This window comes from Erwinia sp. V71 (genome assembly GCF_965644245.1).
Classification (GTDB): domain Bacteria; phylum Pseudomonadota; class Gammaproteobacteria; order Enterobacterales; family Enterobacteriaceae; genus Erwinia.
This window is the reverse complement of the sequence record NZ_CBFFRK010000142.1, coordinates 1-11,997: the sequence shown is the minus strand read 5'-3', so window position 1 is coordinate 11,997 and position 11,997 is coordinate 1. Positions and strand designations below refer to the sequence as shown.

Here is an 11,997-nt window from a genome sequence, read left to right as displayed (position 1 = left end):
ATGACGAGCTCCGCAAGTATCAGGGAGCACTGAACAGCAGGCCAAGAAAATGCCTCGGGTTCCGGCAGCCTTCAGTGGTCTTTGCAGAGTTAAGACAGGCGGCTTAGCGTTGCACTTCGAACTTGAATCCGCCCGTTACAATCCGGCTAATGATACCTTCTCTTATGACAATACGATTGCAAGGTTTGTGACTAATATTCTGACTACAAGCGAAGTTCCACTGGTCGATCCTGCCTGACGAATGAAAGCCGGAGTTCACCCTCCGGCTTAATTTCTTGCAGGTCTCAAAGGCAAGTCTTAACAGTGATTACTTGCTGGTCCGTAATCGATACGCTCTTTCTGGATAACTCACACCCAGTTCTTCTTACGGAACTCGCGCAGCGTATCGGCCACCCACTGCATCTCCTCTGGCGTACCCAGCGAAATACGGCACCAGTTATCCGCCGGCGGGAAAGCGCGTCCCACCAGCACACCAGCGTCCGCCATATGTTTCTGATAGTCCTTCAGCGGCACAATCAGCTGGTGGAAGACAAAGTTTCCTTCAGACGGCAGATAAGGCAGTTTCAGCTCATCGAGCACTTTCAGCAGGATCTGGCGCGACAGGTCATTGCTTTTCTTGCTGTAGGCGATAAAGGCAGCGTCATCCATCGACGCCAGTGCGGCATCAACACCGCAGAAGTTAATTTTCTCACCCGCAACTTCGCGGTTCATGCGGGCAATCACATCAGGATGCGCCACCGCGTAGCCAACGCGCATCCCCGCCATGGCATGAATTTTCGAGAAGGTCTTCAGCAGAATAATGTTATCCATCCCCTGGCTCAGCAGCGGAGAGACGGAACGGAAGCGCGGATCGTTAACAAACTCGGCATAGGCTTCATCGATGATAAACATCGTGTTCGCCGGTTTACTGGTGATCCACGGCTCAATCAGGTCGGCGGGAGTAATGGTGGCGGTGGGATTATTGGGGTTCACCAGATACACCAGCGACGGGCCGTTGTAGTCAGCCACAGCCGCTTTCATGGCCGGAATATCAAATGCCCAGTTATTCAGCATCTTCACTTTGGTGACTTTCAGTCCGGCAATCTTCGCGAAATGTTCGCCATCGCCATAGGTTAATTCCGGGATCACCAGTTGTGTGTCCAGCGTGGCACAGCCCTCAATCGCGGCACGGATACCCTCAGAGGAACCGGCGGTCAGCAGCACCGATTTGAGGGTGACCTGATGATGATCGGCCAGTTTTTGTCCCAGCTGCACAATCTCATCTTTGGCGTAGCGATTGGCTTTGACCACTGCATCGCGGGCCGCGGCCTGCGCTTTTGGCGACATACCAAGCGGGTTTTCATTGAAGTTGATGCGGATGGGGTTATCGCGGGTGGGAGCAGAAAACGCTGGCGTGGTGGCCGGGGAAGCAGCAAAAGCGCGTGGTACTAAGCTGCTGGTGACGGCGGCGCTTCCCAGTAAGACGCCTGACAGTTTGAATAAAGATCTGCGTTTCTGATTTACCGTTTGCTCGTCATTCATTAACTCGCCCATTAAAGCATTCTCCTTTTTTATCTAATGGCAGGGGAGTTAAAGCATAAAGTATGCCAGGTGATGAAAAGGTGTTGTCTGTAACTGGCTGTAGGATAATTAAAATGGTGCGGAAATCCCTTTCCGTTACCTGATTATCTGGAAAACAATCCGCTATAAAAAATCAGAAAATATTCAGATAAGTTTATTTATTTTGTGGGTAATCAGTTTGCTGTCTGCGCCCTTGTTGTGCACTGGCATCACCATGATGCAGCGGGAACACAGGTGCGTTGCGCGCGATTACAGTGACGCTTCAGGTCTGCGGCCAAAGGTACGGCTATACTCCTTTCTGGCTTCATTTTCAGAAAACTCACCACACCAGCGCGATACCACCACCGTTGCGACGCTGTTGCCAATGGTATTGCAGGTGGCAATTGCCATCGACATAAAGCGGTAAACACCGAAAATCAGCGCCAGACCTTCCACCGGTAAATGGCCGACGGTGGCGACCGTGGCGGCGAAGACCACAAAGCTGCCGCCTGACACTGCCGCTGCGCCTTTAGAGGTCACCAGCATCACCGCAAGAATCCCCAGTTGCTGCTGCCAGCTGAGATCAATGCCGTAAGCGTTAGCGATAAACAGGGTACACATCGACATGTAGATACTGGTGCCATCGAGGTTAAACGCATAACCGGTGGGCAGCACCAGGCCCACGCTTTGACGTGAACAACCAAAACGTTCCAGTTTTTGCAGCAGGCGCGGCAGGGCGCTCTCGGACGAGGCGGTACCCAGCACGATAATGATCTCATCCTTAATGTATTTGAGGAAACGCATCAGGCTGAAACCGGACACCCGGCAAATCGCGGCCAGGATCACAAAGATAAAGAACGCTACGGCAACGTAGAACATCATCACCAGATTAAACAGTGACAGCAGCACGGCACTGCCATTACTGCCGACGGCGTAGGCGACGGAACCAAAGGCTCCCAGCGGCGCCAGGCGCATAATCAGGTTAATAAATTCGAAGAAGCATTCGGAAACGCGGTTCATGCCGTTTTCAATCACGAGGCGTTTGTCATGATTTAACGCCAGCAGCGCGAAGCCGAAAATAACCGAAATCACCAGCACCTGCAGCAGCTGACCACCGGCAAATGCGCCGATAAAGTTATCCGGGAAGATGCCATAGATAAACTCCAGCGTACTGGTCGGGGCATGGCCTTTCGCCAGTGTGGCATTGACCGCCGAGGTGGCGGCGTCGCTGACACTGCTGCCCATGCCCGCGCCGATATCCAGCAGGTTGGCCCAGCCGAGACCGAGCACCAGCGCGAGGGTGGAAACCAGTTCAAAATAAATCAGCGCGCGGACGCCAATTTTACCGACTTTTTTGATATCCCCGGCGGAGGCAATACCGTGCACTACGGTGAAAAAGATCAGCGGCGCGACGGCAGTTTTGATCAGTTTCAGGAAGATATCGCCAAGAATTTTAAATTTAACCGCCAGTTCAGGCAGGGCGAAACCCAGCGCAATACCGAGCAGCATGGCGGCGAGGACCTGAAATGTCAGCCCTTTCCAGAATGGTTTGACTGTAGACATAGCATTGATCTCTTTTTGTAATGTGTAGGGTAGCGGGCAGCCTGGCTGCCCTGTTGAGTATCAATTACTGAATGTTGCCGGATGCGCGCAGTGCACGGTCGACCATCTGCGGCGCCAGTCCGGTGTAGTTGCCCGGCTCGGTCAGTGCCGCCAGCTGCTGGCGCGACAGTTTGGCGGTGACGGTATCATTCGCCAGCAGGGCATCGAGCAGGGAGATGTTGTCGGTATTGGCAACGCGGCAGGCGTCATACACCACATCGTGCGCGGTCTGACGGCCCAGATACGGCGCCAGCCCCATCATGACCGCTTCCGCGACAATCAGGCCGCGCGTCATGTCGAGGTTTTTGCGCATATTGTCCGGTTTAACCTCCAGACCGTTCAGCATATACACCGCCTGTTCCAGCGCCGCGCTGCTCAGCATAAAGGCTTCCGGAATGGCGACCCACTCGGCCTGCCATGGCCCGGTGGAACGTTCGAAGTCCTGGATCATCGCGTCCAGCATCAGACCAGCATGCTGGCGCACGCCTTTGGCGGCGGCGTAGATGATTTCACAGGAGATGGGGTTACGTTTCTGCGGCATGGTACTGCTGGCGCCACGGCCTTTCACGAACGGTTCATAAGCTTCGCCCAGTTCGCTGGTCATCATCATCATGATATCCAGCGCCACTTTGCCCAGTGAGCCGGTGACCAGACCAAGGAAATTCAGCGTTTCGGCAAAGCCGTCGCGCGCCACATGCCAGGTGGCCTGCGGCACGCCGAGACCGAGTTCTTTCATCATCGCGTCCTGCACCGCCAGGCCGTGATCGCCGAGTGAGGCGAGAGTGCCTGCTGCGCCAGCAAACTGGCCGATTTCCACCCGTGGCCGCAGCTGTTGCAGACGTTCCGCGTGACGATCGAACATGCTCAGCCACACCGCGCACTTATAACCGAAGGTGATCGGCAGCGCATGTTGCAGATGTGTGCGACCCGCCATTGGCGTATCGCGATGCTCTGCAGCCAGCTTCGCCAGCACACTTCTGACGTTGCGGATGTCCTGTTCGACAATATCGAGCGCCGCTCTGATTTGCAGCACCACGGCGGTATCCATAATGTCCTGCGTGGTCGCGCCCCAGTGCACGTAACGGCCCGCTTCACCGCAAATCACGGAAAGCTGTTCGACCAGCGGCAGAATCGGATACCCGACAATCTCGGTCTGATGTTTCATCTCGTCGAGATCCAGCGCCTCATAGCGGGATTTCGCCGCGATGTCGGCAGCGGCACTGGCCGGGATCACGCCGCAGCGCGCTTCGGCCTGCGCCAGCGCCACTTCAGCCTCAATATAGCGTTCAATCAGCGCCTTATCGGAGAACACGGCGCGCATTCTTTCTGTGGCAAACATATTCCGGAACAGCAGGGAATCGTATACGGTACTGGACATAACGCACTCCTGAGATATATGTACGGACATAATAATATGTTCGTACATATTTAAGGCGGTGTTGCCATGCAGTCAATTCGATTCGTTAACGGAATGTGAGAAACATGATCTCTGTTAGATATTTGCAGCTCGCCAGACAGCTTTCAGATGCCATCAACAGCGGCCAGTATCCGGTGGGATCGCTGCTGCCTACCGAGCATGAACTGTCGGAGATGTATCAGGTCAGCCGTCATACGGTGCGGGCGGCAATTGCCCGCCTGCAGGAGCAGGGACTGGTGTCGCGCAAGAAACGGGTTGGCACGCGCGTGGAATCAGTGACCGGGCATAAAGGCTATTCGCAGGCGCTGGCGTCTGTCGCCGATCTGGCGCATCTGGCGCAAACCCAGGAGCGCGAAGTAAGAGAAGTCGAACAGTTTGTCGCGGATATCGCCCGTGCACAGCGCTTTGGCCTGCAGCCCGGCGGCAAATACTTTCGGGTATCCAGCGTCAGAGTGGACAGCGAACACCCTGGCGAGCCGATGTGCTGGACGGATGTCTACTCGCCGGATGAATACGCCGCAGTGATCCCGCTGGCGAAAGCGCGTAAAGGGGAGCTGATTGCCGCCATTATCGAAGCGGAGTTTGGTCAGATTATTACCACCATTGAGCAGCGGGTGGAAGCGGTGCTGCTGACTGATGTACTGGCAGAAACACTGAATTCACCGGCGGGCGAGCCTGCGTTGCAAATCACCCGCGTCTACCGCAACCAGGATGCCGGTATGATGGCGGTGTCGGTTACGGTTCATCCGCGTGAGCGCTTTACGCTGGTGATGCAGATGGCGCGGGATAAAGGTTAACGCCCGGTCTCCGGGGAAAAACGACGCAGTGACACCCAGCGTCGCCCCAGCAACATCGTTGCCGCCACAATGGTGAGCGTCGCGGCAGTATGCATGATGAGGTCATGCATACTCACGTGGCTGGCATGACAGAGTGACAGCAACGTCAGTGCCATACAGGCCACACCCGCGCCTGCCGCGGCCAGGCTGCGCAGCGGGAACAGGGTGCGTGTTCGCCGCAGGTAAGCCAGGGTAATCACGACCATCGGCAGGCTGACGACCAGCATAAACAGATAGCAATGCGTGCCTTCGGCGATCTCTGCCGGGGAGGTGCCGGGTTGTATTGTCACCGATGTGGTTGCCAGCCAGGCGAGAACCAGTGGCACAAACCATTGCCAGCCCAGCGGGCGCCGTCCGGCGATACTCATGCGAAACGCATTGCTGATGGCCAGCATCCCGGCGGTAAAGGTCAGGGCCAGTTGTATGATGACCCAGCCTGCGCCGGGTTGTGACCAGTCGGTCAGGGTGCGTTGCATCAACAGACTGGCTGCCGCCCCGCTGGGTAACGCCAGCGCCAGCCAGCTGATGGCGCGCCAGCCTGCGGACAGGGGGCGTTTTACCGGCTGCACGGAGCGGCTGAGTTGGGCGATTAAGGCGTCATGATTTGCCATGTTGTGCTCCTGAGCGGCGAAGGTTATTCAATGCGCGATGCAGTAAAGACTTCACCGCCGCTATCGACAGACTGTTCTTCTGCGCCGCTTCTGCCAGGCTCATTTGCTGGAGATGAACATGCTCAACGATTTCTCGCTGTCGCGCGGGCAGTTGATCCAAAAATTGTGCAAGTTGTTCCCGCGACTCCTGCTGCTCGCCACTGGCCGTGCGGGATGAATCCGCCGCATATTGCAGGATATCGCTGTCTTCTGTTTCCCAGCGGCGCTGACGGCCCCGCCAGCGCAGCGCATCGACACTGCGGGCATGGGTAATCGCCACCAGCCAGGGTAAAAAAGGGCAGGCAGGATCATAGGTGTGACGGACACGATGCACGGTCAGCAGCACATCCTGAATAATATCTTCCGTCAGCACGTCATCGGTTATCTGTTTGCGCACCAGTGAGCGGATCACCGGCACCAGCGCGGTGAGCAGCCGTGTGTACGCCTGCTGATCGCCCGCCTGCGCCTGTGCCATCAGTGCAGGCCACTGTTCACGCGGTGCTGCTGTTTTATCCATACCCGGCCTTATCCTGTGCGTCGGTCACCCGCGGCAGTCGCATCATGTTTTTTTACCGCCAGCCTCATTCAGTGCATTGATCACAATGGACGGCGTTAACACCTGCGGCAAAATTTTCGGTTCACTGCCGTCAGCCGGGTACACCACATACAGCGGCAGACTGCCCTGGCCGAACCCGTTCATCGCATCATCAATATCGGCATTAAATTTAGTGGAGTCCGCCACCATATACAGCGTGCCGGTGCGTGCCAGCGCCTGTTTCACTGCCGCGGTGGAGAGCGAGGTTTTTTCATTCACCTGGCAGGTGATGCACCAGGACGCCGTGAAGTCGACAAAGATCGGCTTGCCGTGACCACGATTATCGGCAATATTCTGCGGCGACCAGGTCATGCGCGTCACGCTACTGTCACTCTGGCTACCTGCCAGCGGCGCACTGCTGTTGATGAGTTCCGGCAGCGGAATGATGACCGCCAGTACCAGCGCGGCGGTGACGGAAAACAGGGCGTGGTGCTGGCCTCCGCCAAAGCGGCGGCGCTGCGCCATGCCATACAGCCAGGCGGCAAAGCTGATCACCACGGCTGCCGCCATAATGGCCGCCAGCGCGGTGGTTCCTGCCTGTTGTGCCAGCACCCAGACCAGCCAGGCGAATGCGCCAAACATCGGAAACGCCAGGCCGTGTTTTAGCGTATTCATCCACGCGCCGGGGCGTGGCAGCCATTTTGCCAGTGCCGGAAACAGTGTCACCAGCGTGAAGGGCGCGGCAAATCCCAGCGCCAGCGTGAAGAAAATCGCCATCGCCACGGCGGGCGGTTGCACCAGCGCATAGCCGATCGCGCCTGCCATAAATGGCGCGGCACAAGGGGTCGCGACGATAATCGATAGCGCACCGGTCAGCGCCGCACGCATAAATGCGCCTTTGCCGACGGAGATTTCGCCTGCGCGCTGAACCGCAAGCCCGACTTCAAACAGCCCGGCCAGATTGAGCGCCGCCAGCAGCATTATCAGGGCAAGGGCTGCGATCACCAGCGGTGACTGCAGCTGAAAGCCCCAGCCCACGGCAGCGCCTCCGGCGCGGGCGGCGAGCAAGATCCCCGCCAGCACCATCATCGTCACGACTGTCCCGAGCAAAAAGGCCAGCCCTTCGCTGCGTGCGCTGGCGCTGTTGTGCGGCTGGCGCAGCAGGCCAAGCAGTTTGAGCGAAATCACCGGAAACACGCAGGGCATAAAGTTGAGAATAATGCCGCCAATAAAGGCGGCCAGCATCGCAGTCAGCATAACAGGATCTCAGTGGGTGTGAGGTGACGGGCTGACGCACTTCACGAATGTGAATCTGCGTAGTGTTTCACGGCTTCCATGGTTTTCTGGATATGCGCTTCCGGGTTTCTGTCAGTGTAGCTCAGCAGGATTTTGCCATCTGGCGCAATAACAAAAGAGGTGCGGTCAGAGAGCGTTTTACCTTTCATCTCCATCAGCGTCTGGTATTCGGCGGCGACTTTCGCGCCCGGATCGGCAGCGACAGCAAATTTATCGCGGCATTCCAGCTTCGAAAACTCATCGACCTGATCGGTATTACCGGCGGTGACGCCAATCACGGTCGCGCCCAGTTTACGGAAATCATCGGTCGCTTCGGCAAACGCATGCGCCTCAATGGTACAGCCTTTACTGAACGCCGCCGGGAAGAAGTAGAGCACCACCGGGCCTTTCTTTAAGGTTTCCTGCAATGAGAAGGTGAGCGGTTTTCCCGCCAGCGCCCCCTGTAATTCAAAGGCGGGTGCCTGGCTGCCCGCGGGGAGTGCCGCCTGAGCGTGCAAGGCAGGCAGCGCGAGAGTGAGCAGCAGGGCGGAAGTCAGGCTGAGGAAAAGGTCTTTTATCGCTTTCATGTTGTGCTCCATCAGGGTCAGAGGAAATAACGCTTAATCATAGTTCGTCTGAAGGGAGCAGAAAGTTTCGCGTAGTGTGAAAAAAATGTTGTTGCGCCAGAAAACTCACGGGTGCGCCTGTGTCGTCACTCTTTACGGTTATTACGCGACTGGATATGCCGCCAGAAGCGTTCCGCAGACTGATTCAGTCGCGCGCCGGAACGGTAAACATAAGCGCCGATTTTCAGTGACAGGCTTTCATCCATAATCGCCAGTTTGCCTTCTTCTAACTCACGCTGAATCGAGTATTCAGGCAGCCAGCCGACGCCATCGCCATTCAGCATCCTGCGTTTCAGCAGCTCACTCATGGATGAGACAAAACGCAGCATAAAGACAATATCCGGCCGTCTGTCGATCACCTGATTTACCTGACGCCCCATATAACTGTTGTTGGCATATTTCATCAGCGGCAGCACGTCGCCATTAAGGCTGAACAGCGGTTTGCCGTCCTCATCACAGGGGGTGACCAGATGCAGCGCGGAGTCGAAAATCTTGTGGTTGATGAACGGGTAGTTCATCAGTTCCTCATTATAAAACGTCAGGATAAAGTCACTTTTGCCCTCTTTCAGGTTGAACACCGCGTCATTGACGTTAATCGATTCAACAAAAAAGACCTTATCGTGGCTGTCTTTATAATCGGCGATCAGTTCAGGCAGCAAAATAACGGAAAGCGAAGGGGCGGCATCGATTCGGATGCTTTGCTTGAAGTTATCCAGCCCTTTAATGCGGTTCAGCTGGTAATCCATATCGTCCAGTACATTGCGTGCATAGCCGACAAAGGTTTTTCCCTGCGGGGTGAGCTGCAATGGGTTGACGCTGCGATCAAATACGCTGAAACCGAGCGCGGTTTCCAGTGACTGGATACGGCGGCTGAAAGAGGACTGTGAGATATTTCGTTTCTGCGCGGCCAGGGTAAAACTGCGGTACTCCTCCAGCGCAATCACATCATAAAACCATTTGGTCTCAAGGTTACCGATCACCTGTTTTATCCCCGTTCAGCCGTGGCTACTGTTATGCAATTTTAGCATCGAGCAGAGAAATTATGCAATTAGCGCATCAGTTAGCGGGTGCTAGTATACGCTTCAGCCATCGATACGTAACAAAAGTATGCCCTGGTTAACCAATTACTAACGAATCCATAAGTCAGGTATCACATGTTTAATATTGAGTCAGTAAAAGAGCACCTTCTTAGCCTCGGGATTAAGGATGTCGGCGAGGTTATCTATAACCCCGATTATGATTTGCTGATTGCACATGAAACGTCTGAGGAACTGACTGGTGCAGCGCGCGGCGTGATGACCGCTTCCGGCGCAGTTGCCGTTGATACCGGCGAATTCACCGGCCGCTCTCCGCGTGACAAATATATCGTCCGTGACGACGTGACCCGCGACACCCTGTGGTGGTCCGACGCTGGCCTGGGCCGCAATGATAATAAACCGCTGTCACCAGAAGTGTGGGACAGCCTGCAGGCGCTGGTGTCTGAGCAGCTGTCGGCAAAACGTCTGTATATTATTGATGCCTGGTGTGGTGCCAGCGCCGACACCCGCCTGGCGGTGCGTTTTGTGACGGAAGTGGCCTGGCAGGCGCACTTCGTCAAAAACATGTTTATTGCGCCACAGCAGGATGAACTGGCCAGCTTTACACCGGATTTCACCGTGATCAACGGTGCAGGCTGTACCAACCCGAACTGGCAGCAGCAGGGCATGAACTCCGAGAACTTCGTCGCCTTTAACCTGACGAAAAACATTCAGCTGATCGGCGGTACCTGGTACGGCGGTGAGATGAAGAAAGGGCTGTTCTCGGTGATGAACTACCTGCTGCCGCTGAAGGGCATTGCCTCTATGCACTGCTCCGCAAACCGCGGTGAGCAGGGCGATGTGGCGCTGTTCTTCGGCCTGTCTGGCACCGGTAAGACCACGCTTTCCACTGACCCACAGCGTCAGCTGATTGGTGATGATGAGCATGGCTGGGATGCGGATGGCGTGTTCAACTTTGAAGGCGGCTGCTATGCCAAAACCATCAACCTGACAGAGCAGGCTGAGCCGGAAATCTATCATGCGATCCGCCGCAATGCGCTGCTGGAAAACGTGGTGGTGCTGGCTGATGGCAGCGTGGATTATGTCGACGGCAGCAAAACGGAAAACACCCGTGTTTCCTATCCGCTGAACCATATCGACAATATCGTTACCCCGGTTTCCCGTGCGGGCCATCCTTCGCGCATTATTTTCCTCGCGGCGGACGGTTTTGGCGTGCTGCCTCCGGTATCGCGTCTGACCACTGAGCAGACCAAATACCACTTCCTGTCCGGCTTTACCTCTAAGCTGGCCGGTACTGAGCGTGGTATTACCGCGCCGACGCCAACCTTCTCCGCCTGCTACGGCGCAGCGTTCCTGTTGCTGCACCCAACGCAGTACGCGAATGTGCTGGCCGAAAAAATCGCGGCGACCGGTGCAGAAGTGTGGCTGGTAAATACCGGCTGGAACGGTGCGGGTGAACGTCTGTCACTGAAAGATACCCGCAGAATCGTGAGCGCGATTCTCGAAGGGACCACTGGTGCACTGCGCGAAGAAAAACTGCCGGTGTTTGGCCTGGCAACGCCGGAAAGCATCCCGGGTGTTGACAGCGCGACGCTGGACCCGCGCAATGGCTGGGATACCCCTGTACAGTGGCAGGAAGCGGCTGAGAAGCTGGCAGATCTGTTTATCAGCAACTTTAACCAGTATACCGATACCGAAGATGGCGCACGTATCGCCACGGCGGGGCCGGTGATTGTCCGCGGTTAAGTGCAACAAGATACAGAAATACAAAACGCCACAATAGTGTAATGCTTGTCAGTTACGCTTTTGAAGAAGGCCGCAGCGGATAACGTTGTGGCCTCTTTTTTTTACCGTCCAGCGATAATGCCGCGCTTTTCTCTCCGGCAGCACCTAAAACTCATCTGGTGAGGGGGACACAACCTCTGCGGCTCCAGGGCGCGAGGACCAGCCAGACCGCAGGAACCGTCAGGCTGCGCAGGGCACGATAAAATGCTTAAGTAACCGGCATTACCGCAATCGTGGCGCTTTTTTTGCAGAGAATCAGAACTGATATGTCATGCCGACGCCAAACGTATCATCAGTGGAAATACCAAACGGTGTCTCTTTGCTCAGCTGGTTAATTTTGTAATCCGCATAGGCAGAGAAGTTTTTATTAAACAAGTACGCCACATTGATATCCAGATACTTCACCAGCCAGACATCACCATAGCCCTCAATCTCTTTGCCCTGCGACTGGAACCAGCCTATTCCCGGGACAAAACCGCTGTCCGTGACATAACGTGAATAGAGTTCGAGGTTTTCTGTTTTATTGGCATAACCGTAGTTCTTAACTGGCGTAATATTATAGCCCTGTGCGTATTTCACCGCGGCATAAAACTTGCCGGGATTATATTTAAAGCCGGTTGACCGCGAATTCAGATAATAAGTGCAACGCTTGGTCATGTGGATGGAGGGACGGTTAGCTACCGATAAGCTATCCT

At 55.6% G+C, this 11,997-nt stretch carries 11 protein-coding genes and 1 pseudogene; 3 read left to right on the top strand and 9 right to left on the bottom strand.

Annotated features, from left to right (window positions below):
* Positions 1 to 107, top strand: a pseudogene (locus ACSZO1_RS19820) (IS30 family transposase); the annotation flags it as partial.
* 241 nt (positions 108 to 348) lie between these two features.
* Here the strand turns inward: ACSZO1_RS19820 and ACSZO1_RS19815 are convergent.
* The 3 genes from ACSZO1_RS19815 to ACSZO1_RS19805 form a co-directional block, all read right to left on the bottom strand.
* A complete protein-coding gene (locus ACSZO1_RS19815) occupies positions 349 to 1,533 on the bottom strand; it encodes a pyridoxal phosphate-dependent aminotransferase (protein WP_437615718.1) in 1,185 nt (394 codons plus the stop codon).
* A 276-nt stretch (positions 1,534 to 1,809) separates the two neighbouring features.
* Positions 1,810 to 3,102: a C4-dicarboxylate transporter DctA gene (gene dctA, locus ACSZO1_RS19810; RefSeq protein WP_437615716.1), complete on the bottom strand. Its 1,293-nt coding sequence runs from the start codon at positions 3,100 to 3,102 to the stop codon at positions 1,810 to 1,812.
* 64 nt (positions 3,103 to 3,166) lie between these two features.
* Entirely contained in the window at positions 3,167 to 4,519 is a 1,353-nt protein-coding gene (locus ACSZO1_RS19805; RefSeq protein ID WP_437615714.1) for a class-II fumarase/aspartase family protein, read from the bottom strand.
* Positions 4,520 to 4,623: 104 nt separating this feature from the next.
* Between ACSZO1_RS19805 and ACSZO1_RS19800 the strand changes: the two genes are divergently transcribed.
* Positions 4,624 to 5,355, top strand: coding sequence for a GntR family transcriptional regulator (locus ACSZO1_RS19800; protein ID WP_437615712.1), 732 nt, complete (start codon positions 4,624 to 4,626; stop codon positions 5,353 to 5,355).
* Here the strand turns inward: ACSZO1_RS19800 and ACSZO1_RS19795 are convergent.
* The 5 genes from ACSZO1_RS19795 to ACSZO1_RS19775 all read right to left on the bottom strand — a co-directional run bounded on the left by ACSZO1_RS19795 (position 5,352) and on the right by ACSZO1_RS19775 (position 9,460).
* A complete protein-coding gene (locus tag ACSZO1_RS19795) occupies positions 5,352 to 6,005 on the bottom strand; it encodes an NrsF family protein (protein WP_437615710.1) in 654 nt (217 codons plus the stop codon). The two genes, ACSZO1_RS19800 and ACSZO1_RS19795, sit on opposite strands and share 4 nt — an antisense overlap.
* Positions 5,992 to 6,561 (bottom strand): sigma-70 family RNA polymerase sigma factor, encoded by a 570-nt coding sequence (locus tag ACSZO1_RS19790; protein WP_437615708.1) that lies wholly within the window; start codon positions 6,559 to 6,561, stop codon positions 5,992 to 5,994. The genes ACSZO1_RS19795 and ACSZO1_RS19790 overlap by 14 nt, the downstream gene beginning before the upstream one ends.
* Positions 6,562 to 6,603: 42 nt before the next feature.
* On the bottom strand, positions 6,604 to 7,836 hold the full coding sequence (locus ACSZO1_RS19785) for a protein-disulfide reductase DsbD family protein (protein WP_437615706.1): 1,233 nt from the start codon (positions 7,834 to 7,836) through the stop codon (positions 6,604 to 6,606).
* A gap of 41 nt (positions 7,837 to 7,877) precedes the next feature.
* The gene (locus tag ACSZO1_RS19780) at positions 7,878 to 8,441 is read right to left on the bottom strand and encodes a peroxiredoxin (RefSeq protein WP_437615704.1); all 564 of its coding nucleotides are present in this window, start codon (positions 8,439 to 8,441) and stop codon (positions 7,878 to 7,880) included.
* A gap of 125 nt (positions 8,442 to 8,566) precedes the next feature.
* Positions 8,567 to 9,460: a LysR family transcriptional regulator gene (locus ACSZO1_RS19775; protein WP_437615702.1), complete on the bottom strand. Its 894-nt coding sequence runs from the start codon at positions 9,458 to 9,460 to the stop codon at positions 8,567 to 8,569.
* A gap of 174 nt (positions 9,461 to 9,634) precedes the next feature.
* Between ACSZO1_RS19775 and pckA the strand changes: the two genes are divergently transcribed.
* Positions 9,635 to 11,263 (top strand): phosphoenolpyruvate carboxykinase (ATP), encoded by a 1,629-nt coding sequence (gene pckA, locus ACSZO1_RS19770; protein ID WP_437615700.1) that lies wholly within the window; start codon positions 9,635 to 9,637, stop codon positions 11,261 to 11,263.
* A 294-nt stretch (positions 11,264 to 11,557) separates the two neighbouring features.
* Here pckA and ACSZO1_RS19765 read toward each other — a convergent pair.
* On the bottom strand, positions 11,558 to 11,997 hold a 440-nt coding region (locus ACSZO1_RS19765; protein WP_437615698.1), incomplete at its 5' end, for a porin.